Origin of the sequence: Streptococcus sp. FDAARGOS_520 (assembly GCF_003812685.1) — a bacterium.
GTDB classification, from domain to species: domain Bacteria; phylum Bacillota; class Bacilli; order Lactobacillales; family Streptococcaceae; genus Streptococcus; species Streptococcus agalactiae.
In genome coordinates this window covers 128,549-151,769 of sequence record NZ_CP033810.1, presented here as the reverse complement: position 1 = coordinate 151,769, position 23,221 = coordinate 128,549, and the positions used below count along the sequence as shown (strand labels likewise).

At 36.1% G+C, this 23,221-nt stretch carries 23 protein-coding genes and 1 pseudogene; 17 read left to right on the top strand and 7 right to left on the bottom strand.

Annotated features, from left to right (window positions below; genetic code table 11):
- Nucleotides 1-38: 38 nt before the first annotated feature.
- The 10 genes from EGX96_RS00745 to EGX96_RS00700 all read left to right on the top strand — a co-directional run bounded on the left by EGX96_RS00745 (nt 39) and on the right by EGX96_RS00700 (nt 10,434).
- Complete coding sequence (locus EGX96_RS00745; protein ID WP_000481813.1) at nt 39-1,856, top strand: ABC transporter ATP-binding protein; 1,818 nt, start codon at nt 39-41, stop codon at nt 1,854-1,856.
- The gene (locus EGX96_RS00740) at nt 1,846-3,600 is read left to right on the top strand and encodes an ABC transporter ATP-binding protein (protein ID WP_123957806.1); all 1,755 of its coding nucleotides are present in this window, start codon (nt 1,846-1,848) and stop codon (nt 3,598-3,600) included. Before EGX96_RS00745 ends, EGX96_RS00740 begins: the two co-directional genes overlap by 11 nt.
- A 107-nt stretch (nt 3,601-3,707) precedes the next feature.
- Complete coding sequence (locus EGX96_RS00735) at nt 3,708-4,334, top strand: GTP pyrophosphokinase (protein ID WP_000449644.1); 627 nt, start codon at nt 3,708-3,710, stop codon at nt 4,332-4,334.
- A gap of 1 nt (nt 4,335) precedes the next feature.
- On the top strand, nt 4,336-5,022 hold the full coding sequence (locus EGX96_RS00730; protein WP_001264419.1) for a response regulator transcription factor: 687 nt from the start codon (nt 4,336-4,338) through the stop codon (nt 5,020-5,022).
- Nucleotides 5,022-6,251, top strand: coding sequence for a sensor histidine kinase (locus EGX96_RS00725; RefSeq protein WP_000489528.1), 1,230 nt, complete (start codon nt 5,022-5,024; stop codon nt 6,249-6,251). Before EGX96_RS00730 ends, EGX96_RS00725 begins: the two co-directional genes overlap by 1 nt.
- Nucleotides 6,252-6,366: 115 nt before the next feature.
- Nucleotides 6,367-7,245 carry a mevalonate kinase gene (gene mvk / locus EGX96_RS00720; RefSeq protein WP_000659719.1) on the top strand — a complete coding sequence of 293 codons (879 nt, stop codon included), beginning with the start codon at nt 6,367-6,369 and terminating at the stop codon, nt 7,243-7,245.
- Entirely contained in the window at nt 7,227-8,171 is a 945-nt protein-coding gene (gene mvaD / locus EGX96_RS00715; RefSeq protein ID WP_000348821.1) for a diphosphomevalonate decarboxylase, read from the top strand. Before mvk ends, mvaD begins: the two co-directional genes overlap by 19 nt.
- Complete coding sequence (locus EGX96_RS00710) at nt 8,164-9,156, top strand: phosphomevalonate kinase (RefSeq protein ID WP_000241523.1); 993 nt, start codon at nt 8,164-8,166, stop codon at nt 9,154-9,156. Before mvaD ends, EGX96_RS00710 begins: the two co-directional genes overlap by 8 nt.
- Nucleotides 9,153-10,148 carry a type 2 isopentenyl-diphosphate Delta-isomerase gene (fni, locus tag EGX96_RS00705; RefSeq protein WP_000184902.1) on the top strand — a complete coding sequence of 332 codons (996 nt, stop codon included), beginning with the start codon at nt 9,153-9,155 and terminating at the stop codon, nt 10,146-10,148. The genes EGX96_RS00710 and fni overlap by 4 nt, the downstream gene beginning before the upstream one ends.
- Before the next feature lie 67 nt (nt 10,149-10,215).
- Nucleotides 10,216-10,434: a DUF4649 family protein gene (locus EGX96_RS00700; protein ID WP_000594209.1), complete on the top strand. Its 219-nt coding sequence runs from the start codon at nt 10,216-10,218 to the stop codon at nt 10,432-10,434.
- Nucleotides 10,435-10,479: 45 nt separating this feature from the next.
- Here the strand turns inward: EGX96_RS00700 and EGX96_RS00695 are convergent, their stop codons facing one another.
- From EGX96_RS00695 to EGX96_RS00670, 6 genes are all read right to left on the bottom strand, one after another.
- On the bottom strand, nt 10,480-11,334 hold the full coding sequence (locus EGX96_RS00695) for a glutathione S-transferase C-terminal domain-containing protein (protein WP_000206690.1): 855 nt from the start codon (nt 11,332-11,334) through the stop codon (nt 10,480-10,482).
- A gap of 100 nt (nt 11,335-11,434) precedes the next feature.
- Nucleotides 11,435-12,349, bottom strand: coding sequence for a diacylglycerol/lipid kinase family protein (locus EGX96_RS00690; RefSeq protein ID WP_000833757.1), 915 nt, complete (start codon nt 12,347-12,349; stop codon nt 11,435-11,437).
- Between the two features lie 86 nt (nt 12,350-12,435).
- Nucleotides 12,436-13,092 (bottom strand): PAQR family membrane homeostasis protein TrhA, encoded by a 657-nt coding sequence (gene trhA, locus EGX96_RS00685; protein ID WP_000910676.1) that lies wholly within the window; start codon nt 13,090-13,092, stop codon nt 12,436-12,438.
- Nucleotides 13,085-13,534, bottom strand: coding sequence for a DUF1836 domain-containing protein (locus EGX96_RS00680; RefSeq protein WP_001039194.1), 450 nt, complete (start codon nt 13,532-13,534; stop codon nt 13,085-13,087). Before EGX96_RS00680 ends, trhA begins: the two co-directional genes overlap by 8 nt.
- Before the next feature lie 91 nt (nt 13,535-13,625).
- Nucleotides 13,626-14,909 carry a hydroxymethylglutaryl-CoA reductase, degradative gene (locus EGX96_RS00675; protein WP_000161685.1) on the bottom strand — a complete coding sequence of 428 codons (1,284 nt, stop codon included), beginning with the start codon at nt 14,907-14,909 and terminating at the stop codon, nt 13,626-13,628.
- A 1-nt stretch (nt 14,910) separates the two neighbouring features.
- The gene (locus tag EGX96_RS00670) at nt 14,911-16,083 is read right to left on the bottom strand and encodes a hydroxymethylglutaryl-CoA synthase (protein ID WP_025195382.1); all 1,173 of its coding nucleotides are present in this window, start codon (nt 16,081-16,083) and stop codon (nt 14,911-14,913) included.
- Nucleotides 16,084-16,236: 153 nt separating this feature from the next.
- On the opposite strand from EGX96_RS00670, the gene EGX96_RS00665 reads away from it, so the two are divergent.
- The 4 genes from EGX96_RS00665 (at nt 16,237) to yihA (ending at nt 19,701) form a co-directional block, all read left to right on the top strand.
- Nucleotides 16,237-17,076, top strand: coding sequence for a thymidylate synthase (locus tag EGX96_RS00665; protein WP_000158595.1), 840 nt, complete (start codon nt 16,237-16,239; stop codon nt 17,074-17,076).
- 79 nt (nt 17,077-17,155) lie between these two features.
- The gene (locus tag EGX96_RS00660; RefSeq protein WP_000166043.1) at nt 17,156-17,650 is read left to right on the top strand and encodes a dihydrofolate reductase; all 495 of its coding nucleotides are present in this window, start codon (nt 17,156-17,158) and stop codon (nt 17,648-17,650) included.
- 217 nt (nt 17,651-17,867) lie between these two features.
- Nucleotides 17,868-19,094 (top strand): ATP-dependent Clp protease ATP-binding subunit ClpX, encoded by a 1,227-nt coding sequence (gene clpX / locus EGX96_RS00650; RefSeq protein WP_000918415.1) that lies wholly within the window; start codon nt 17,868-17,870, stop codon nt 19,092-19,094.
- A 10-nt stretch (nt 19,095-19,104) separates the two neighbouring features.
- Nucleotides 19,105-19,701 (top strand): ribosome biogenesis GTP-binding protein YihA/YsxC, encoded by a 597-nt coding sequence (yihA, locus tag EGX96_RS00645; protein ID WP_000796925.1) that lies wholly within the window; start codon nt 19,105-19,107, stop codon nt 19,699-19,701.
- Nucleotides 19,702-19,762: 61 nt separating this feature from the next.
- Here yihA and EGX96_RS00640 read toward each other — a convergent pair whose 3' ends face one another.
- Nucleotides 19,763-20,311, bottom strand: a complete 549-nt coding sequence (locus tag EGX96_RS00640) for a TetR/AcrR family transcriptional regulator (RefSeq protein ID WP_000140663.1) — start codon at nt 20,309-20,311, stop codon at nt 19,763-19,765.
- Nucleotides 20,312-20,402: 91 nt separating this feature from the next.
- Between EGX96_RS00640 and EGX96_RS00630 the strand changes: the two genes are divergently transcribed.
- The 3 genes and pseudogenes from EGX96_RS00630 (at nt 20,403) to EGX96_RS00620 (ending at nt 23,220) form a co-directional block, all read left to right on the top strand.
- The gene (locus EGX96_RS00630; RefSeq protein ID WP_000645482.1) at nt 20,403-20,906 is read left to right on the top strand and encodes an HXXEE domain-containing protein; all 504 of its coding nucleotides are present in this window, start codon (nt 20,403-20,405) and stop codon (nt 20,904-20,906) included.
- Between the two features lie 157 nt (nt 20,907-21,063).
- Nucleotides 21,064-21,714, top strand: coding sequence for an HXXEE domain-containing protein (locus EGX96_RS00625; RefSeq protein WP_000120088.1), 651 nt, complete (start codon nt 21,064-21,066; stop codon nt 21,712-21,714).
- A gap of 129 nt (nt 21,715-21,843) precedes the next feature.
- Nucleotides 21,844-23,220 (top strand): annotated as a pseudogene (locus tag EGX96_RS00620) (amino acid permease).
- Nucleotide 23,221 lies beyond the last annotated feature (1 nt).

Sequence of the window (23,221 nt, the reverse complement as noted above, 5' to 3'; positions counted from 1 at the left end):
GGATAATAGGATAAATATGAAAGTAAAAGGAGTTTGCGATGTTTAATATTTTCAAGCGACTCAATGGTAAAGAATGGTTGATGATTGTGGCGAGTACTATATTAGTGTGTCTAGCGGTTTGGATGGACCTAAAGACTCCAGAATATATGTCTGATATCACACGTATGTTGCAAACTAAAGGTACAAAGTTAGAGGCTCTTTGGGATCCTGGACTAAAAATGCTTGCTTTTTCATTTGGTAGTTTTTTAGTAGCAGTAATGGTAGGTTTTTTAGGTGCTAGGACAGCAGCTAGTTTTACTAGTCGATTACGTTCAGATATTTTTAACCATGTGATGGATTATTCTGATGCAGAAATTAAGCGATTTTCTATCCCCTCTCTATTAACGCGCACAACTAACGACTTGACTCAGCTACAGATCCTTATTGTAATGGGAATGCAGGTTGTTACCCGTGGACCAATTATGGCAATATGGGCCTTGACTAAAATTTGGGGTAAAAGCGATCAATGGACTGGGGCAGCTGGAGTAGCGGTTATTATCGTTATGATATTACTTAGCGTTCTACTCTTACTTGCTTTTCCGAGACAACGTCAAATCCAAGGTTTTACAGATGCGCTTAATGCAACTACTAGAGAGGCACTCTCTGGTGTTAGAGTTATTCGTGCCTACAATGCTGAAAAGTATCAAACAGATAAGTTCAAACGTGAAAATGACGATTTAACAAAATTGAACCTTTTTGTTTATAGATTGATGTCGCTTATGAATCCTGTGATGACAGTGGTTTCATCTGGATTGACTTTAGCTATTTATTGGATTGGCTCTTATTTGATTAATGATATTTCTGTGCCTAAAGTTACAGGAACAAGTGTATCTGTATTGGCTGCTAAATCAGCTATCACTGATCGAGTGGATCTTTTTTCAAACATGGTTGTTTTTTCATCTTATGCTATGCAAGTTGTTATGGGATTTATGATGATGGTAGCTATTTTTATCATCATGCCTCGTGCTTTAGTATCGGCTAGACGTATTAATGAGGTACTAACTTTAGCCCCAACAGTAACTTTTAAAGAAAATAGTCATATCCAAAGTGCACCAAAAGGTCAAATTGAGTTTCAAGATGTGTCATTTCATTATAGTAAAGATTCTGAAGCGGTTATTGAACATGTATCTTTCAAAGCAGATACTGGTCAGACAGTGGCATTTATTGGGTCTACAGGTTCTGGAAAATCCACTTTAGTCAATTTAGTTCCACGTTTTTATGACGCCACAGAGGGGTCAATTAAACTTGATGGCATTGATATAAAGGAATACTCTCACAATGATTTGAATAATAAAATTGGCTATATTCCACAGAAAGCTGTTCTCTTTAGTGGGACAGTACGTTCTAATATGATTTTTGGAGAGAGTGGCAGGGAGGAACTTAGTGATGAACAAATTTGGCAAGCACTCGAATTAGCGCAAGCTAAAGAATTTATAGAAGCTAAAGAAAAAGGATTAGATACAGAAGTCGCTCAAGGTGGTAGTAACTTTTCAGGAGGACAAAAACAACGCTTGGCAATCGCACGTGCTTTAGCACGTCACCCTGAAATTCTCATTTTTGATGACTCATTTTCAGCGTTAGATTATAAAACAGATCATATTTTACGCCATGTGCTGAAAGAAAAAACAGCTGCTATGACGAAATTAATTGTCGCTCAACGCATTTCAACTATCATGGATGCTGATCTCATTTTAGTGCTAGATCAAGGTAAAGTTGTTGGGCAAGGAACACATAAGGAATTGTTATCAAATAATGAAGTATATCAAGAGATAGCCTATTCTCAATTGTCTAAGGAGGAATTGGAAAATGAAAACTAAATCACAAAAAACGTCTTTTTTCTCTAATTTATCTCCGTACCTCAAAGGTTACAAACTTCTTTTTGCGTTAGCAATTGTGTTAGCAACTTTATCAAGCTTGACAACAGTTATAGGACCAGACCGTCTTAAAGAGATGACGGATCTTATGGTAAAAGGCTTGGCTGGTAATATTGACTTAGCCAAAATCGGTCATATTGCAGGGCAATTGGCAGTATTATATGTTTTAGGTGCATTAGTATCCTATCTAGCAAGTTTTATTGTGACGACTATTATTCAAAAATTTGCTCAAGGTATGCGCAATGCTATTGCTGATAAAATCAATAAAATACCTTTGAGTTATTTTGATAGCCATACTCAAGGTGATACTTTATCTCGTGTTACAAATGATGTGGATTTGATGACACAGTCTTTTAACCAAAGTTTAGTTACTATGGTTGCATCTACAGTGTTATTGGTTAGTTCATTAATTATGATGTTCAAAACAGATTGGCATTTAGCAACAACGGCGATTATATCGGTATTTTCAGGATTCGCTCTTTCTTCAATCATTATGGTGAAGAGTCAGCCTTTATTTAAAAAGCAACAGGTGAATTTGGCTAATATATCTGGATATGTAGAAGAAATTTACTCAGGACACAACATTGTTACTAGTCATAATGCAAGACAGCAGGCTAAGTCAGATTTTCAACTATTAAATGATAAACTTCACAGTTCCATGTGGAAATCACAATTTTTCTCTGGAATTATGATGCCTCTGATGCAGTTTATTGGTAATTTTGGTTATGTGATGGTGTGTGTGGTTGGTGCCATGTTAGCTATCAAAGGAACAATTACTATGGGTACAATTGTTGCTTTTATGACCTATGTTCGTATTTTTACACAGCCTATTGGTCAGATTGCTCAAGGAATTACACAATTACAGTCTGCTAGTGCAGCCATGGGACGTGTTTTTGAATTTTTAAATGAAACAAATATGCAAGAGGATAAACACAAAGTGTTAAATTTTCCTAAGTTTAAGGGGCATGTGTCCTTTGAACATGTCAAGTTTGGTTATAGTGATAACAAGACTATTATTCATGACTTTACTTCGGAGGCACAGCCTGGTCAGAAAGTTGCTATTGTAGGACCAACTGGCGCAGGTAAAACGACAATTGTTAATTTATTGATGCGTTTTTATGATGTTAATTCAGGTAGTATTTCCATAGATGACATCAATATCCAAGACATGAAACGTAGTCAAGTTCATGATGCTTTCTCGATGGTTCTTCAAGATACATGGTTGTTTGAGGGAACTATTAAAGAAAATTTGATTTTTAACCAGACGACAATCAGTGATGATGAGGTTCAAGAAGCTGCTAAGGCAGTCGGTATACATCATTTTATAATGACACTACCTAAAGGGTATGATACTGTCCTTGATGACGCTGTGACATTGTCAGTTGGACAAAAGCAATTATTAACCATTGCTCGAGCTCTTTTGAAAAATTCTCCCTTACTTATCTTAGATGAAGCAACTTCATCTGTTGATACACGTACAGAAGAGTTAATTCAAAAAGCTATGGACAAACTTATGGAAGGAAGAACATCATTTGTTATCGCACATCGTTTATCAACGATTAAAAACGCAGACTTGATTTTGGTCATGAAAGATGGGAATATCATTGAGCAAGGCAATCATGATGTTTTGATGTCTCAAAGTGGTTTTTATGCTGATCTGTATAATTCTCAATTCGAATCAGCTTAACATAAACATTTTAGAAGGAAATGGGAAGAAAAAATTCTCATTCCTTTTTAGTTTGCCTTAAGTTTCTATGATATAATGGAGCTTAAGAGAGAATAGGAAGGTTTCTTATGGAAACAAATATTTATGGAGATTATGGTCGATATCTACCATTAATTTTAGAAGATTTCAGTCAGCGTATCCAATTAGAAAATGATAAAGCTAAGGTTGAAACAGGCTATAAATTGTACGAACATATCATTGGTCGTATTAAGACATCAGATAGTATGATAGAGAAATGTCGTCGTAAACAGTTACCTGTAACAGTAGATTCTGCACTAAAAGTTATTAGAGATAGTATTGGAGTCCGTATTATTTGTGGTTTTGTTAACGACATTTATCAAATTGTAGAACGTATTAAGACATTTGATGATTGTCGTATTGTAGTTGAAAAAGACTATATCCAGCATGTTAAGCCAAATGGGTATCGCTCTTACCATGTGATTTTAGAAATTGATACTCCCTATCCGGACTGTTTGGGTAATTCAGAAGGTAAATATTACATGGAGATTCAGTTGCGTACAATTGCGCAAGATTCTTGGGCTAGTTTAGAACATCAGATGAAATACAAGCATGATATTGAAAATCCCGAACGAATTGTAAGAGAATTAAAACGTTGTGCTGATGAAATAGCATCTGTTGATTTAACGATGCAAACGATTCGTCAATTGATAGAGAGTGGAACAAAGAAGGAATAAAATGAGAGTATTAATTGCAGAAGATGAAGAACAGATGTCACGCGTCCTTAGTACGGCAATTAGTCATCAAGGTTATGTTGTTGATGTCGCCTACGATGGTCAGACTGCTATTGATTTAGCTAATCAAAATGCATATGATGTCATGGTTATGGATGTCATGATGCCTGTTAAAACAGGTGTTGAGGCTGTCAAAGAAATTAGACAATCAGGAAATAAATCTCACATTATTATGCTAACAGCCATGGCAGAAATTGATGATAGAGTAACAGGTCTAGATGCTGGTGCAGATGATTATTTAACAAAACCCTTCTCTCTAAAAGAATTATTAGCAAGGCTTCGCTCTATGTCCCGAAGATTGGAAGATTTCACACCTAATGTATTGTCATTGGGAAGAGTAACCTTATCAGTCGGTGAACAAGAGTTGCAATGTGAAAACACTATTCGTCTAGCGGGTAAAGAAGCTAAAATGTTAGCATTTTTCATGTTGAACCATGATAAAGAATTATCTACACAACAACTTTTCGAACATGTCTGGGGAGCAGATAAGGACCAAGAAGATGTAGATGAGGGATACGTCTTTATCTATGTTTCTTATTTGAGACAAAAATTGCAGGCAATTGGTGCTAACTTGGAGATTATTGGTCAAGAAGGTAGTAGCTATAAATTAAGTGAAATAAATGGTGGCTAATGTTTAGAAATTTACGACTTCGTTTTATCGGAATAGCTGCGCTAGCTATTCTTGTTGTCTTATTTTCAGTAGTCGGTGTCCTCAACTCTGCTAATCACTATCAAACGAAGAATGAAATTTATCGTGTGTTAACTATCCTTGCAGACAACAATGGACGTATACCGAATAAACTTGAATTTAGTAAAGAATTAGGTGATGACCTATCAACGGACGCTATTTTCCAATTCCGTTATTTCAGTGCGCGAACAGATGCAAAAGGTAACGTGACTAGTTTTGATTCTAGAAATATCTTTGAAGTAAGCGATAGGCAAATAAAAAATTATGCCAAGCGTATCGTATCACAAAATAGTCATTCAGGTCATATCACCTATAATTTTAGTACTTATTCTTATCTACTAAAAAAGGTTGGTAAAAATGATTATTTAGTGGTATTTTTAGATACAACCAACCAATATCTTGATAATCAAAGATTATTGCAACTTTCAATATGGATGTCCTTGGTAAGTTTTATCGTCTTCATGGTAATTGTTTCAGTTTTATCAGGGAGAGTTATCTTACCATTTGTTGCTAACTATGAAAAGCAAAGGCGTTTTATTACCAATGCAGGACATGAACTAAAAACTCCACTTGCTATCATCTCCGCTAATAATGAATTGGTGGAAATGATGAGTGGTGAATCAGAGTGGACTAAATCTACAAATGATCAAATCCAACGTTTAACGGGTCTAATTAATGGCATGGTCAGTCTTGCCCGCTTTGAAGAACAGCCTGATATAAGTATGGTTGACTTAGACTTTTCACATATTACAAAAGATGCTGCAGAAGATTTTAAAGGTCCAATCATTAAAGATGGTAAAGACTTTATAATGAGTATCCAACCAGGTATTCATGTCAAAGCTGAAGAAAAATCATTATTTGAATTGGTTACATTATTGGTTGATAATGCTAATAAGTATTGTGATCCGATGGGGACTGTGACAGTTAAGTTATCACGTTCAAGTCGTTTGAGACGAGCTAAGCTTGAAGTTTCAAATACTTATAAGAATGGTAAAGACATAGACTATAGCAAGTTTTTTGAACGATTTTATCGAGAGGATGAGTCACATAATAACAAAAAATCGGGATATGGTATTGGTCTTTCTATCGTAACTAGTTTAGTGCATCTATTTAAAGGAAGTATCGATGTGAATTATAAACATGATACCATTACCTTTGTCATTTACATTTAAGATTAAAGGGACTGCAATTGTAGTTCCTTTAATTTATGTTATTATCACGTTAAAGTCGCTTTTTTTAAGGATTTATATTAAAATAGTAAGGTAATAGAATTGTAAAGAGAAAAAGATGAAAGAAAAGTTTGGTATAGGAAAGGCTCATAGCAAGATTATCTTGATGGGTGAGCACTCAGTAGTATATGGTTATCCAGCCATTGCTATTCCTTTAAAAAATATTGAAGTAACTTGCCTTATTGAAGAGGCTCCTCAATTAATAGCATTAGATATGACTGATCCTTTGTCGACAGCCATTTTTGCTGCCTTGGACTATTTAGGTAAAACTTCTTCTAAAATTGCATATCATATTGAGTCACAAGTCCCAGAAAGACGTGGTATGGGATCATCAGCTGCAGTTGCTATTGCAGCTATTCGTGCAGTTTTTGATTATTTTGATGAAGATTTGGAGGCAGATTTGTTAGAATGCCTTGTTAATCGAGCAGAAATGATAGCACATTCAAATCCGAGTGGATTAGATGCAAAAACTTGTCTTAGTGAAAATACTATTAAATTTATCCGCAATATTGGTTTTTCAACAGTACCCATGCATTTGAATGCTTATTTAGTTATTGCTGATACAGGAATTCATGGGCATACTAAAGAAGCAGTGGATAAGGTGAAATCATCTGGCGAGGCAGTACTACCCTTTTTAAAAGAATTAGGTTATTTAGCAGAGGCATCAGAGGATGCTATTCATAAAAGTGATTCCAAACAACTTGGTAGCTTGATGACTAAAGCACATCAAAGTTTAAAACAATTGGGTGTCTCAAGTTTAGAAGCTGATCATCTGGTAGAGGTAGCTATTAGTTGTGGTGCTCTAGGCGCTAAAATGAGTGGCGGCGGATTAGGTGGTTGTATTATCGCACTTGTAAAAGAAAAAAGAGAAGCTGAGCGCTTAAGTCAGCAATTAGAAAGAGAAGGAGCTGTCAACACATGGACGGAAAAAGTATAAGTGTTAAGTCTTATGCTAACATTGCTATTATCAAATATTGGGGAAAAGCAGATGCTGAAAAAATGATTCCAGCTACCAGTAGTATTTCTCTAACACTTGAAAACATGTACACTGAAACACGTTTGACTGCCCTTGGGAAGGATGCTAAGAAAGATGAATTTTACATCTCTGGTGTTCTTCAAAATGATCATGAACATGACAAAATGTCAGCTATCTTGGATCGCTTTCGACAAAATAAGTCCGGCTTTGTAAAGATTGAAACAACTAATAATATGCCAACAGCTGCAGGCTTATCATCGTCATCAAGTGGTTTATCAGCCTTAGTAAAGGCCTGCAATGATTTTTTTGGTACTAACCTTAGCCAATCACAGCTAGCTCAAGAAGCCAAGTTTGCTTCAGGCTCCTCTTCACGCTCTTTTTTTGGACCTGTTGCTGCTTGGGATAAAGATAGTGGTGATATCTATAAAGTTCACACTAATTTAGATTTAGCTATGATTATGCTGGTCTTAAATGACAAAAGAAAGCCGATTTCAAGCCGTGAAGGTATGAAAATCTGCACCGAAACTTCAACTACTTTTAATGAATGGGTAAGGCAATCTGAACAAGATTATCAAGATATGTTAGTATACCTAAAAAATAATGATTTTCAAAAGGTAGGTCAACTGACAGAGCGTAATGCACTTGCAATGCACTCAACAACTAAAACAGCAACTCCAGCCTTTTCATATTTGACAGAAGAGACATATAAAGCTATGGATGTTGTGAAGAAACTTCGCGAAAAAGGTCATGAATGTTATTATACGATGGATGCGGGTCCAAATGTTAAAGTACTTTGCTTACGTCAAGACCTTGAGGCATTAGCTGCTATCTTGGAGAAAGATTATCGTATTATTGTTTCAACGACAAAGGAATTAGCAGATGGTTAAGGTGCAAACAGGTGGCAAATTATATATTGCAGGTGAATACGCGATACTGTATCCTGGGCAAGTAGCTATTTTAAAGAACGTTCCTATTTATATGACTGCATTAGCTACTTTTGCAGATAACTACAGCCTTTATTCTGATATGTTTAACTATACGGCAAGCTTACAGCCAGATAAGCAATATAGTCTCATTCAGGAAACGATATTGCTTATGGAAGAATGGTTGATTAATTTTGGCAAAAATATAAAACCGATTCACCTCGAAATTACGGGAAAATTAGAGCGCTATGGACTTAAATTTGGTATAGGCTCTAGCGGAAGTGTTGTCGTTTTGACTATTAAAGCTATGGCTGCGCTTTATGAGATAGAGATGCCAAGCGACTTGCTTTTTAAATTATCTGCCTATGTTATCTTAAAAAGAGGTGATAATGGCTCAATGGGAGATATTGCTTGTATTGCTTATGAGCATTTAATTTCTTATTCAGCTTTTGATCGTAGGGCTGTTTCAAAAATGATTGAAACAAAACCTTTGGAACAAGTATTGGAAGCTGAATGGGGTTATCGTATTACCAAAATACAAGCTTCATTGGAGATGGATTTTTTAGTGGGATGGACAATGCAACCGTCCATTTCAAAAGAAATGATAAATATAGTTAAATCAACTATTACGCAGCGTTTTTTAGATGATACAAAGTATCAAGTTGTCCAGTTACTTTCAGCCTTTAAAGAAGGAGATAAAGAAGCGATTAAGAGATGTTTAGAAGAAATTAGCTTGCTATTATTTAATCTTCATCCATCTATTTACACCGATAAACTTCAAAAGCTTAAAGAGGCAAGCAAAGGCCTAGATATAGTCACAAAATCTTCAGGATCTGGAGGAGGCGATTGTGGTATAGCCATATCCTTTAATAAAAATGATAATCAAACTCTAATCAAGCGTTGGGAGAGTGCTGGTATTGAACTACTTAGTAAGGAGACACTGTCATGACAAATCGAAAAGATGATCACATAAAATATGCTCTTAAATATCAGTCGCCTTATAATAGTTTTGACGATATTGAGTTAATACATTCATCCTTACCAAAATATAATGTCAACGATATCGATTTATCAACACATTTTGCTGGTCAAAGCTTTGAATTTCCTTTTTATATCAATGCTATGACAGGCGGTAGTGAAAAAGGGAAAGCAGTCAATCATAAATTGGCACAGGTTGCTCAAGCTACAGGGATTGTTATGGTGACAGGTTCATATTCGGCAGCTCTCAAAAACGATGAAGATGATTCCTACCCAACAACAGACTTGTATCCTGATTTAAAACTGGCGACAAATATAGGGTTAGACAAGCCTGTACCAGCAGCAGAGTCAACCGTTAAGGCTATGAACCCCATTTTTTTACAAGTTCATGTTAATGTGATGCAAGAACTTTTGATGCCTGAAGGAGAGCGTGAATTTCACATGTGGCGTTCTCACTTAAAAGAATACGTCGACAATATCCAATGCCCACTTATTTTAAAAGAGGTTGGTTTTGGGATGGATTTACAATCAATAAAGGATGCTTACGATATAGGTATCACAACTGTAGATATTTCGGGGCGTGGGGGGACTAGTTTTGCTTACATCGAAAATCAACGTGGACGCGACCGTTCGTATCTCAATACCTGGGGGCAAACAACAGCTCAATCCTTAATAAACGCTCAATCTATGATGGACAAAATGGATATCCTAGCATCTGGTGGCATTCGTCATCCTTTAGATATGGTAAAATGTTTAGTGTTGGGTGCTAAAGCTGTTGGACTTTCTAGAACAGTTTTAGAATTAGTTGAGCGTTATCCTGTAGATGATGTTATTGCAATTCTCAATTCTTGGAAAGAAGATTTAAGAATGATAATGTGTGCACTGAATTGTAAAAAAATAACTGATTTACGACAAGTCAATTATATATTGTATGGTCAATTGAAGGAAGCCAATGCTAAATGATATTATTTTTGTGAAGTAGATATAGCTTACTGTCAAAGTTTCCTTGTAAAACGTCAGAGGTAATAAGATGATTAAACTGTATTATAAAGATGCTTACGACACTGAACGATGCCAAGTTTTTGAAAATCCAAATGATTTTATTCGAGTTTTAATGGGATGTGTTACTGTTCCTGATAATTATCCTATTACGAAAATGACTTATAAAGATAAAGATATTGCTTACAGTGGTACTTATGGAGATCTCTTCAAGACTTTTATTGAATTTGATTGGTCCACTTTGGACTAGTATAGCTAAAAAGCTAAGGCTGTGAATTGCCTTAGCTTTTTAGCTTTATTTTTCCCATTTTGCCATATTTGGACCTGTTGGGACGATGGTATGATGACGAACAGCTCTTCCAAATTTGCCTAAGTAATAGTTATTTTTTATGGATTGTGGATTGGTTAATGTTTTTAAATTAAAGTCATTGTATAAAGTTTTAGCCCAAGAAAAAATATTTGGGTAGTCTTCTAGCGCTTTCTGATTAAGTAGTAGAAGATCACGCCCAGCAATATCCCATCGGACTAATGGTGTAAAGAAATGAATATCAACCTCACTTAGATTATCTCCGAGCAAGAAAGGACGTTGTCCTAGTAAGTGTTCTTTTTGATCTAGAAAAGTGAAGAATTCCTTACTATAAGTATCATAATCTGCTTGTTTATCAAGAAAAGCTAACTTATACATTAAGCTTTGGAAGTTCTTATTAATGTCTTTAATGTCATTATCAATAAGTGAAGCAGTTTCTTGGCTGAAAAGGACAGGAGCATCCTCTTGATGCAAATCAGAGAAATCTGTAGTAAAAAGTCGAAGCAAATCTGCAGATTCCTTACAGACAATACGATTATCGGTCTTGTCAATTAAAATTGGGATAGTATAAGGACCTTGGTAGGTCGGGTCAGTCAAATGATAAATATCACGAAGCGACTTAGCACCAGTAACCTGTTCTGGTTGACTAAAAATAAGTCCTATATCACTTGGAACATCATCCACAAAACTGATAGAAATATGTTTATCCAAACCAAGCAGTTGGCGCGCAATCTGCGGACGTTGTGCATAAGGACAAAATTCCCCAACAATCATATGGTAGCGACCTGATTCTACTGGGACTTCCCACTCTTGGTCAATAAATTTAGCAGTAAATGTTGTCATCGTATACTTCCTTTCAATGATATTTATTGCTTTAAGTATAACAAAAAAGAACCTAGACAGATAGTATTTACTCTAATACTTATGTCTAGGTCCTTTTATATTATGGTAATGAGTTAGGAATGATAAACTTTAAGGCTTTAGGGATGACTTCAACTTTTACAGGTAATTGGTCACCTGGATCGCCATCAATACGAACTTTAGGGATAGCTGATTTTTTACGTTTAAAAGTTGAAATAGTCAGATTATTGGTATGAAAATGTTTTATCTCCTTTGCTTGACTAAAATCTCCCTTACGAAATTGTCTTAGATGCAACAATAATTTGAAGAAGTGAATATGTTCCATAGTGTAGACTCTAAAAAGTCCATCATCAATTGTTGCTTCTGGAGAGAAGGCTGGCATACCGGCAATCGAATTGGTCATGGTAATAAGGAGTAACCGCGTGCGTAAAGACCGTACATTATTATCGTAAGCAAGAGTGATAGAATATGATCGATTACGCTTTAATATACGGTAGGCATCACCTAAGAAAGCAAAAGGGCCTAATTTACGCTTCATTTCAGAAGTGACATTAGCAGCAATATCAGCAAGGAGACCAAGTGTTAAACTGCTAATCATGTAATCGTCATTAACTTTACAGATATCTACGGACTTTACATGACCGTTTAGAAGGTTTTCAAGAGCGAGATTCCTCTCTTGCGGGATGTTCAAAGCTTTTGAAAAGTTATTGACGGTCCCGGCAGGTACTAGTCCGATAGTAGGATAAGCACCACCAGCGTAGACACCACCACAGATTTTATTAATAGTGCCATCTCCCCCTAAAGGAATAACCAAGTCGATATGGTCTTCAGATGCTTTTTTTGCTAAGGCGACAGCTTCCTCAACAGATGAAGGTGTAATAATACGAACATAATCGTCTTGAAAATCATGTTCTATTAAATAAGATTTTACTTCTTGTGCCAATGCTTGTTCATCTTTACCAGATTTTGGATTAAAAAAGATATAAGCACTTTTCATATGTCCACGCCTTCTCTCTAAGATTTAGATGATTATTATTATATCATGGTTTAGCAAAAAAATAATCAATAAAATGTAGTTAAATTTTATAGCATGAAGTAGACAATTCCAATGTATTGTAAAATAGAAGCTAATAGAATAAAAAGGTGCCAAATCATGTGATCATAAGGACGTTTGCGAGCATAAAAGAGTGCACCGATAGTATAGCAAATACCACCAGCCAAGAGTAATCCCCAAAAAGCTGGTCCAGTTTTTGTGATAATAGCAGGGAAAATAAAGATAACCAGCCATCCCATAATGAGGTAAAGTACAAGGCTAAATTTATCATTGATTTTGGGAGCGAAGATTTTATAAAGGATACCAAATAATGTAATCCCCCATTGTAAAAAAATGATGAGATATCCTAACCAGCCGCCAATAAGTGACAATGCGACAGGAGTATAACTACCTGCAATAGCAATATAAATCATAGAGTGATCAATCATGCGTAGAACATATTTTTGAAGACTGTTATAAGTCATGGAGTGGTAAATACTTGATGATAAAAACATCAAAAATAAAGAAGTGACGAATATTGAGGTACCAAGTGCTGCTTGTAATCCGAAGTGGTTGTGACTATAGACAGCGGTGATTGGTAATAGGATTAGCATAAGCAAAGCTCCTACAGCGTGAGTGATACTATTTGCAAGCTCTTCGCCAAAGGAAAGTTGAGGACTTAATTTGATAGACATTTCTTTAAGCATTTTTATTTTTTCCTCCTAGTTCTAAAACTAATTTTTGTGTTTCTTGATAAAGGTTCAACGTCTGACAGGCACTAATGACAACTGGTGGTAAATCGTGAACCTCTTCTTTGTTCATACAAGCAGCAAATCCGTTATATGCTTCTTCAGAATGATTGTCAGCTGTCAGAAGTTCTAATGTTTGACTGATTTCTTGAATAGCAAAAACTTGTTTAAAAGCTGTAATAACAATCAATCGTGCTACTTGACGGCGATTGTATTTTTTTTTTATAGGTTTGGATATATAATTATGTTTGACATAATTGTTGATCATCGAAGCGGTGAGTAGTTTATCGTTAGTTATTGTTTTAGGATTAATTAATTGATTCACATAGAGAAGTACTTGGTCAAGATACAAATCTAGTTCAGGTAATTCTTCCCATTTTGGGTATTGATTTTTATTCATTTTAAAACTCCATATAATCTAGTCTTTATAACTAGATTATACACTTATGGAAATTCAAGTCAAGTAAAAAAAGAATTTGAGAAAAATCATCTCAAATTCTTTTTTTACTTTTAGTAAGTTTATTGACAATTTTTTGTGCTGTCTCTAGATTCATGTGTTTAGAGTCTAGAAGCTGTTTAACGACTTCTGAAATTTGTTCTTCTTTAGCTCCAGCAAGTAGTGCCAACGACTTTGCTTGAAGTTTCATGTGACCAGCTTGAATTCCTGTGCTAACCAATGCCTTAAGAGCCGCAAAATTTTGAGCTAGTCCAATCGAAAGAATAATACTTGCCAACTCTTTAGCATTAGGACGACCTAGTAGATCGTGAGCTAGGTGGACACTAGGGTTAATACCAATGGATCCACCTTTTGTTGCAACAGGCATCGGTAGCGTCAGAGTACCTTCTAGGCAATTATCATCAACCTTATAAGACCATCTAGATAATCCTCGATATTGCCCATCTTTGACAGCATAGGTATGCGCTCCAGCTTCAATAGCTCGCCAATCATTTCCAGTAGCTAAGACGATAGCATCAATGCCATTAAAAATACCTTTATTATGTGTGCTAGCACGATAAGGGTCTACTTGAGCTAATTGACTTGCCATCGTCATTTTTTGAGCTAACTTGATGGCCTCCTCTTTTTGGCGACTTAGAAATCTTAAATCAACTCGGCATGTAGCAGTCACTAAAGATTCGGTAGCATAGTTAGATAAAATTGACATTAAGCTTTTGCCTTTTGAAATGTCTTCTAATGGCGAAGATAATGCTTCCATCATGGTGTTAACCATATTAGCACCCATGGCTTCTTTTGTATCAACCATAAGGTAAACAATCAAAAAGTCTTCTTTAATCTCAATAGTTAGGTCGCAAGCACCGCCTCCACGCTTGACTATTGATGGATGAGCAGCGTTGGCTATTTCTAATAATTGCTGTTTTTGATTTAATATAGATTCTTTAGTGTGTTGACTATCTTGTACATCATAAATGGCTACTTGTCCAATCATTTTACGATTATGGACAGTTGTCAGAAAACCACCAGATCGTTTTATAATTTTAGCAGCAAAACTTGCAGCAGCAACAACTGACGGTTCTTCAGTGACATATGGGACTTGATAGACTTTACCGTTAACCAAAACATCTGGGACAAGTGAAAATGGTAAGGCTATTCGACCGATGACATTTTCAGCCATTTGATTGGCTAGTGATAAAGAGAGTAAGTCCTGATTCGTCACTATTTCTAGGGAAGAATCAGCTAAAAAATCTTGTTCTTCAAGGTAATGAATACGTTCTTCAGGGGATTTTTTTGAAAATCCTGTCCAGGAAATTTTTGTCATATTAATTATTAATTTTCTTGTAGATACGTTGATGTTCGCAAATAGAGTCTAGAGAAAAAGTGCCAGTCCGGTAGGTGTTGAAGTTAGCATTTCCATTTTCGTCTAGGATTGTTTTTTCAAAGAAGAGTTTCTCATACTCAGTTACTGTAATTTTTTGACGTTTATTGAGTTGATCCATACGATCGCTCTGAAGTTTATTTTGGTAGCCGTCTACTAACTGACCGGTAAAAATTTCAGCAACAGCTCCGCTACCGTATGAAAAGAAGGCAATTTGATCACCTGCTTTTAAATTTTGACTATTTTCTAGTAACGATAGAAGTCCTAGATACAATGAGCCAGTATAGCAATTTCCAATTTTCTTACTATAGGTAATAGAGTGCTCAAAATTTTCTTGTAGTTCAGCTTTCTTTTGTTCATCTAAGTTATTATCTAGAATTTTATTAAAGCCCTTTAAAGCTAATTTTGGAAAAGGAATATGGAAACAAAAAGCAGCATAGTCACTTAGACTAGTATTAAAACGTTTTTGATATTCTTTCCAAGTAGTTTTTAGCATATCTAGATATTGTTTTGTTGAAAACATGCCATTAACATAAGGAACATCAGAATAATTTGGTCGCCAAAAGTCCATAATATCACGGGTTTGCGCTAGATGGTCCTCTTTTAGCTCTAGAATGGATGGATTTTGACTAATAAGCATAGCGATACTGCCTGCACCTTGAGTGGATTCTCCAGTAGATTTAATGCCATATTTAGCAATATCTGAAGCTATCACTAATACTTTAGAATCTGGATGTTTTTCTACATGTAATTTAGCGTAATCAAGAGCAGCAGTTGCGCTATAGCATGCTTCTTTCATCTCGAATGACCTTGCGAAAGGTTGAATCTCTAAAAGTTGATGTACATAGACAGAAGCCGCCTTACTCTGATCGATACTTGATTCTGTAGCGACAATCACCATATCAATAGTTTCTTTGTCCTCATCAGATAAAATATCATTAGCTGCAGAAGCTGCAAGTGTAACGATATCTTCTGTAACTGGCGTAATACTAAGTGAATCTAACAATAATCCCTTGCTGAATTTTTCAGGGTCAACTTGGCGAGCAATAGCCAAATCAGTCATTTCAAGGACATATTGACTGGTTGCAAAACCAATCTTATCAATTCCTATTTTCATTGGTAAACCTTTCTGAATAAAAGTCATTTTTGCTAAATTCCATTTTACCATAAAGAAGCTAAAAATATGAAAAAAAGCTTTAACCTTCAAAGTCTTGTTTCTCACTAGAATATCTTTTTAAAATCTGATAAAATAAGACTTTGGAGGTATCTCATGACAAAAGCCGATTTATTATTTAAAGACAATATCACGAAAATTATGTCTGAAGGTGTATTTAGCGAGCAAGCCAGACCTAGATATAAAAATGGGGAAATGGCTAATTCTAAGTATATTACAGGTGCCTTTGCAGAGTATGATTTATCAAAGGGTGAATTTCCTATTACAACTCTACGTCCAATTCCAATAAAATCTGCTATTAAAGAAATTTTCTGGATTTATCAAGATCAGACAAATGATTTAGCAGTTTTGAATGATAAATATGGTGTGACATACTGGAATGATTGGGAAGTTGGCCATACTGGCACGATAGGTCAGCGCTACGGTGCAGTTGTTAAAAAACATAATATTATATCAAAACTCTTAAAACAGCTTGAAGATAACCCTTGGAATCGTCGTAATGTTATTTCATTATGGGACTATGAAGCATTTGAAGAAACAGAAGGCCTACTACCTTGTGCTTTTCAAACGATGTTTGATGTGAGACGCGTTAATGGTGAGCTTTATTTGGATGCCACATTAACACAACGTTCTAATGACATGTTAGTTGCACATCATATTAATGCTATGCAGTATGTAGCACTTCAGATGATGATTGCAAAGCATTTTGGTTGGAGAGTTGGGAAGTTTTTCTATTTTATCAATAATCTTCATATTTATGATAACCAGTTTGAACAAGCTCAGGAACTCTTAAAACGCCAACCGTCTGAGTGTAACCCCAAACTAGTATTGAATGTTCCAGATGGAACAGACTTTTTTGATATTAAACCAGATGATTTTGCGTTAGTTGATTATGACCCAATTAAACCTCAATTACGTTTTGATTTAGCAATCTAACTATCTCATGTTTTTTAACAAGCAATTTGAGGTAAAATTTGTTAGAATATCTAGAGATAAGTTAGTGAGGAAAAAAGTCATGACAAAGCAAATAATTGCCATTTGGGCTGAAGATGAAGACCATTTGATTGGAGTTAATGGCGGTTTACCATGGAGGCTTCCTAAAGAGTTACATCACTTCAAAGAAACGACCATGGGGCAGGCTTTGCTTATGGGACGAAAGACCTTTGATGGAATGAACCGTCGTGTTTTACCTGGTAGAGAGACAATCATCTTAACAAAAGATGAACAATTCCAAGCAGATGGAGTGACAGTCCTAAATAGTGTTGAACAAGTTATAAAATGGTTTCAGGAACATAATAAGACCTTATTTATTGTAGGTGGTGCAAGTATTTATAAAGCATTTCTGCCTTATTGTGAAGCAATCATAAAAACTAAAGTTCATGGAAAATTTAAAGGTGATACCTATTTTCCTGATGTTAATCTATCTGAGTTTAAAGTTATCTCTAGAGATTATTTTGAAAAGGATGAGCAGAATGCTCATGCTTTTACTGTGACATATTTTGAAAAATAAGGAAGGAATACTATTCAATGCAACGTAGCCTTTTTGGGGTCTTTACCGCATTTTTAGCTGTGATTTGTGTTTTATGTGCAATTCCTGCTATAAAGAAAAAAAGATATGGATTAGGAACAGTTTTTTTGATGAATGCTTTCACTAACCTTGTCAACACAATCCATGCCTTTTATGGAACATTATTTTAAATTAAATGAATAGAAAAGTTGAGGAAAAAATGGCTGGGAATCGTAATAACGATATGAATGTCTATTGTTCATTTTGTGGCAAAAGCCAAGATGAAGTAAAAAAAATTATTGCAGGTAATGGTGTTTTCATTTGTAATGAATGTGTGGCCTTATCACAAGAAATTATTAAGGAAGAATTAGCTGAGGAAGTACTGGCTGATTTAGCAGAAGTACCAAAACCTAAGGAACTATTAGAAATATTAAATCAATATGTTGTAGGGCAAGATCGTGCTAAACGTGCTTTAGCAGTTGCTGTCTACAATCATTACAAGCGTGTTAGTTATACCGAGAGTAGTGACGATGATGTAGATTTGCAAAAATCCAACATTTTGATGATTGGTCCAACTGGCTCAGGAAAAACCTTCTTAGCACAAACACTGGCTAAAAGCCTTAATGTACCGTTTGCTATTGCAGATGCGACTTCATTGACCGAAGCAGGATACGTTGGAGAAGATGTTGAGAATATTCTTCTTAAATTGATTCAAGCTGCTGATTATAATGTCGAACGTGCTGAGCGTGGTATTATCTACGTTGATGAAATAGATAAAATTGCTAAGAAAGGCGAAAATGTTTCTATCACACGTGATGTGTCTGGTGAAGGTGTACAGCAAGCCCTTCTTAAAATTATTGAGGGTACGGTAGCAAGTGTTCCCCCACAGGGTGGGCGTAAACATCCTAACCAAGAAATGATTCAAATTAATACCAAGAACATCCTTTTTATTGTCGGTGGTGCTTTTGATGGTATTGAAGACCTTGTGAAGCAACGTTTAGGCGAAAAAGTTATTGGTTTTGGACAGACAAGCCGTAAAATTGATGACAACGCTTCTTATATGCAAGAGATAATTTCTGAGGATATTCAAAAGTTTGGACTGATTCCAGAGTTTATTGGCCGTTTACCAGTAGTTGCAGCGTTAGAACTTCTTACTGCAGAAGATCTGGTTCGTATTCTGACAGAACCACGCAATGCTTTGGTTAAACAATACCAAACCTTATTATCTTATGATGGTGTAGAATTGGAATTTGACCAGGATGCTCTATTGGCTATCGCTGATAAGGCTATCGAGCGCAAGACTGGTGCACGTGGTTTACGTTCTATTATTGAAGAAACGATGCTTGATATCATGTTTGAAATTCCAAGCCAAGAAGATGTAACAAAAGTTCGTATCACAAAGGCTGCTGTTGAGGGTACTGACAAGCCTGTTTTAGAGACGGCTTAGGGAGATAGAGATGGCAGAAGAATTTTTAAATACTCATAATGCGTCTATTTTATTGAGTGCAGCTAACAAGTCACATTATCCTCAGGATGATCTCCCAGAAGTTGCTCTCGCTGGTCGTTCAAATGTTGGTAAATCAAGCTTTATCAACACGCTTCTTGGTCGTAAAAACCTAGCGCGTACGTCGAGTAAGCCAGGTAAGACACAACTGCTCAACTTTTATAACATTGATGACAAACTGCGTTTTGTCGATGTCCCTGGATATGGCTACGCTAAGGTGTCTAAAACTGAGCGTGCTAAGTGGGGCAAGATGATTGAAGAGTACCTTGTAACACGTGATAACCTTCGTGTTGTTGTTAGTTTAGTTGATTTTCGTCATGATCCAAGTGCGGACGATATTCAAATGTATGAATTTCTTAAGTACTATGAGATTCCAGTAATTATTGTAGCGACAAAGGCAGATAAAATACCTCGTGGCAAGTGGAATAAACATGAGTCGTCTATTAAGAAGAAATTAAACTTTGATAAAAAGGACCATTTCATCGTCTTTTCATCTGTTGACCGCACAGGTCTTGATGAATCATGGGATACTATTTTATCTGAGTTATAATTTGAGAGTTTATGACAAAAAGAGCTTTGCAGTAGCTGTTGAGACTACTGCAAAGCTCTTTTTAATTTTTTAAATGATTGATAATATCGAAGGAAACTTGAGTTAATTCTTCGATACTTGTTTGGCAGTCCTGATGAATCCACTCAATTAGAACACTGAAAATACCACCAATCGCAAATCGCTGAGCATAGGTATTGGAAGATAAATCACCACGACCTAACTCTATCAAATCAATATGTCGGAACCAGGATTGTTGAAATTGAGGGAGTAGGTCATTCTTTCTAAGAATGAGAAGAAGGGATTTATAATCAGACCAATAACTAAAAAAATTTTGGAAAACTTGGCTAAAAGTAGGTTGCTCCAATTGACCAAGTTGCTTAAAGAGATTTAATGTTAGTCTTTCGATGAAAAGGGTAAGTAGGTCATCTCGACTGTCAAAGTGTCGGTAAAAGGTCCTTCTAGCATAGCCAGATTTCTTGGCAATTTGGCTAATCTGAATTTTCTCATAGGGATACTCTTCCAAAAGTTGGCCAAAAGCTGTTAAGATATCCTCTTGTGTTTGAGTGATTTGTTTTATTCTCTTTTTATTAACTGTCACACTTTCAGTCATTTGTGCATAAAACCTCCAAAGGTATTGATATTATAGGTTCACTTGATTATACTATATGGTATCAAATGTCACAAATCTTGGAGGTCATCTTATGAAAGCATTGATAACAAAATGGTACCTCTTTTGTCCCTATCTTGCTTCTCTTTTTGCCTTAGCATTATTTTTTGGAAATTGGGATTTACGAGTGCAGTCACTACTTATTTCGGGACTTTTTATTCGATTACACTTTTTCGAAGAATTTGGTTTCCCTGGAGGTTTTCCGCTTATCACTATGCTAGTTGAACTTAAATCGGTTGAAACTGATACTGGTAAGTGGGACTTAAACCATCTATCAGCCTTTTTCGGGAATCAGTGGTTTGCAGTGATTGTTTATCTTTTGCCGATTTTTTGTCCCAATATACCATTTTTAACACTTGCAGTCATGATTTTTGCATTTGCAGAACTTGCCATGCATCTTTTCTTTTTTAATCTTTCCTTGAAGAAGTGGTATAATCCAGGACTTCTTACGACCTTAGTAGGTCTTGTCCCTGTTTCTGTCTATTATTTAGCTCATGATTGGAAGTTGTATTCTGGACTTGATTGGTTTTTAGGCTGATATGGATTGTTCTTAACTACTTTATAGCCTTTCGTTCCCCAATCTATAGGCGTTTAGGTCGACATTCAAATTACGCATTTAGTGATGTTGATCTTTCACGCTCAAAACCATTTTTAACACATTTTCGTGAAACACAGTTTAAATAGGAGGTATTATCATGTCATATTTTAGAAATTACTGGTATCGTTTTGGAGCAATTTTATTTATTATTTTAGCAGTAATATTGCTTGTTTTTAGACCTGACTGGTCAATGCTTCACTATCTATTGTATTTTAACTTTATGGCACTTCTAGCGCATCAATTTGAAGAATATCAGTTTCCCGGTGGGGCATCACCTATCATTAACTATGTTGTTTATGATGAAGAAGAGCTGATGGATTGTTTTCCAGGCAATACTCAGTCTATTATGTTGGTTAATACTATTGCTTGGTTGCTTTACATTGCTAGTATTGCTTTTCCTCAAGCTTATTGGCTTGGATTAGGAGTCATGTTCTTTAGTCTAACGCAGCTCTTGGGTCATGGTTTTCAGATGAATATTAAACTTAAAACTTGGTATAATCCTGGTCTAGCAACGACAGTATTTCTCCTAGTACCAATAGCTTGCGCATACATCTATCAAGCTAGTGCAGAAGGAATGCTCACTTGGGGAGATTGGCTAGGTGGTTTTATCATGTTGATTGTCTGTGTACTAACTAGCATTATTGCACCTGTACAGCTATTGAAGGATAAGGAGACCAATTATATTATTAGTCCTTGGCAAATGGACCGTTTTCATAAGGTCGTTAATTTTGTAAGGATAAAAAAATAAGGTTACCGCTATTTATGATTCGCTGATTTTTTGTAATAGTTTTTCTTTATCATATATGATAGCTAATACCTATTCCCCAATACGACTAGATTGTGGTAGGATAAAAGTATTAGTTTCTTGGAGGTTGTTATGGAAAATCATCGTTATGAAGATGAAGGTAAATTCCAGCGTAAGATGACCAGTCGTCATCTCTTTATGTTATCGCTAGGTGGTGTTATCGGGACTGGGCTTTTCTTGAGTTCAGGTTATACCATTGCACAGGCTGGTCCGCTTTGAGCTGTGCTGTCTTATTTGATTGGTGCCGTTGTGGTTTATTTGGTCATGCTATCACTTGGGGAATTGGCGGTTGCCATGCCGGTGACGGGGTCATTCCACACTTATGCCACTAAGTTTATCAGTCCTGGAACAGGTTTTACTGTTGCTTGGCTATATTGGATTTGTTGGACGGTCGCCTTGGGGACTGAATTTTTAGGTGCTGCCATGCTGATGCAGCGCTGGTTCCCAAATGTGCCGGCTTGGGCATTTGCTTCCTTTTTTGCCCTTGTGATTTTTGGTTTAAATGCTCTTAGCGTACGCTTTTTTGCAGAAGCAGAGTCTTTCTTCTCAAGTATTAAGGTTATTGCTATCATTATCTTTATTATCTTGGGCTTAGGTGCTATGTTTGGTCTAGTTTCCTTTGAAGGTCAGCACAAGGCTATTCTCTTCACTCATCTGACTGCCAATGGTGCCTTTCCAAATGGTATCGTTGCAGTTGTCTCAGTCATGTTGGCTGTTAACTATGCCTTCTCTGGTACTGAGTTAATTGGTATTGCGGCTGGTGAAACGGATAATCCCAAAGAAGCTGTACCAAGGGCTATTAAAACGACAATCGGTCGCTTGGTTGTTTTCTTTGTACTGACAATTGTTGTCCTAGCTTCGCTATTGCCAATGAAAGAGGCAGGCGTATCCACAGCACCATTCGTTGATGTCTTTGACAAGATGGGAATCCCTTTTACGGCGGATATCATGAACTTCGTTATCTTGACAGCCATCCTGTCTGCTGGTAACTCAGGTCTCTACGCATCAAGCCGTATGCTCTGGTCCCTTGCCAATGAAGGTATGTTGTCAAAATCTGTTGTGAAAATCAATAAACACGGTGTCCCAATGCGTGCTCTTCTCTTGTCAATGGCAGGAGCAGTGCTGTCGCTCTTTTCAAGTATTTACGCTGCAGACACAGTTTATCTAGCCTTGGTTTCAATCGCGGGCTTTGCTGTTGTTGTCGTATGGCTAGCCATTCCAGTCGCACAAATCAATTTCCGCAAGGAATTCTTGAAAGAGAATCAACTAGAAGATTTGTCTTACAAAACACCTTTTACACCAGTTCTCCCTTATATCACAATCATTTTGCTCTTGATTTCGATTGTAGGGATTGCTTGGGATAGCTCACAACGTGCTGGGCTTTACTTCGGTGTTCCATTTATTATTTTCTGCTATATTTATCACAAACTACGTTACAAGAAATGGTGAT

What these genes read in the sequence shown, in the direction of transcription:
- EGX96_RS00665 (WP_000158595.1), top strand. Translation starts at nt 16,237, where the DNA reads ATGACAAAAGCCGATTTATTATTTAAAGACAATATCACGAAAATTATG.
- yihA (WP_000796925.1), top strand. Translation starts at nt 19,105, where the DNA reads ATGGCAGAAGAATTTTTAAATACTCATAATGCGTCTATTTTATTGAGT.
- EGX96_RS00670 (WP_025195382.1), bottom strand. Translation starts at nt 16,083, where the DNA reads ATGAAAATAGGAATTGATAAGATTGGTTTTGCAACCAGTCAATATGTC.
- EGX96_RS00695 (WP_000206690.1), bottom strand. Translation starts at nt 11,334, where the DNA reads ATGACAACATTTACTGCTAAATTTATTGACCAAGAGTGGGAAGTCCCA.
- EGX96_RS00735 (WP_000449644.1), top strand. Translation starts at nt 3,708, where the DNA reads ATGGAAACAAATATTTATGGAGATTATGGTCGATATCTACCATTAATT.
- EGX96_RS00675 (WP_000161685.1), bottom strand. Translation starts at nt 14,909, where the DNA reads ATGACAAAAATTTCCTGGACAGGATTTTCAAAAAAATCCCCTGAAGAA.
- EGX96_RS00625 (WP_000120088.1), top strand. Translation starts at nt 21,064, where the DNA reads ATGTCATATTTTAGAAATTACTGGTATCGTTTTGGAGCAATTTTATTT.
- EGX96_RS00640 (WP_000140663.1), bottom strand. Translation starts at nt 20,311, where the DNA reads ATGACTGAAAGTGTGACAGTTAATAAAAAGAGAATAAAACAAATCACT.
- fni (WP_000184902.1), top strand. Translation starts at nt 9,153, where the DNA reads ATGACAAATCGAAAAGATGATCACATAAAATATGCTCTTAAATATCAG.
- mvaD (WP_000348821.1), top strand. Translation starts at nt 7,227, where the DNA reads ATGGACGGAAAAAGTATAAGTGTTAAGTCTTATGCTAACATTGCTATT.
- EGX96_RS00700 (WP_000594209.1), top strand. Translation starts at nt 10,216, where the DNA reads ATGATTAAACTGTATTATAAAGATGCTTACGACACTGAACGATGCCAA.
- EGX96_RS00630 (WP_000645482.1), top strand. Translation starts at nt 20,403, where the DNA reads ATGAAAGCATTGATAACAAAATGGTACCTCTTTTGTCCCTATCTTGCT.
- trhA (WP_000910676.1), bottom strand. Translation starts at nt 13,092, where the DNA reads ATGCTTAAAGAAATGTCTATCAAATTAAGTCCTCAACTTTCCTTTGGC.
- EGX96_RS00745 (WP_000481813.1), top strand. Translation starts at nt 39, where the DNA reads ATGTTTAATATTTTCAAGCGACTCAATGGTAAAGAATGGTTGATGATT.
- EGX96_RS00725 (WP_000489528.1), top strand. Translation starts at nt 5,022, where the DNA reads ATGTTTAGAAATTTACGACTTCGTTTTATCGGAATAGCTGCGCTAGCT.
- EGX96_RS00680 (WP_001039194.1), bottom strand. Translation starts at nt 13,534, where the DNA reads ATGAATAAAAATCAATACCCAAAATGGGAAGAATTACCTGAACTAGAT.
- clpX (WP_000918415.1), top strand. Translation starts at nt 17,868, where the DNA reads ATGGCTGGGAATCGTAATAACGATATGAATGTCTATTGTTCATTTTGT.
- EGX96_RS00730 (WP_001264419.1), top strand. Translation starts at nt 4,336, where the DNA reads ATGAGAGTATTAATTGCAGAAGATGAAGAACAGATGTCACGCGTCCTT.
- EGX96_RS00690 (WP_000833757.1), bottom strand. Translation starts at nt 12,349, where the DNA reads ATGAAAAGTGCTTATATCTTTTTTAATCCAAAATCTGGTAAAGATGAA.
- EGX96_RS00740 (WP_123957806.1), top strand. Translation starts at nt 1,846, where the DNA reads ATGAAAACTAAATCACAAAAAACGTCTTTTTTCTCTAATTTATCTCCG.
- EGX96_RS00710 (WP_000241523.1), top strand. Translation starts at nt 8,164, where the DNA reads ATGGTTAAGGTGCAAACAGGTGGCAAATTATATATTGCAGGTGAATAC.
- mvk (WP_000659719.1), top strand. Translation starts at nt 6,367, where the DNA reads ATGAAAGAAAAGTTTGGTATAGGAAAGGCTCATAGCAAGATTATCTTG.
- EGX96_RS00660 (WP_000166043.1), top strand. Translation starts at nt 17,156, where the DNA reads ATGACAAAGCAAATAATTGCCATTTGGGCTGAAGATGAAGACCATTTG.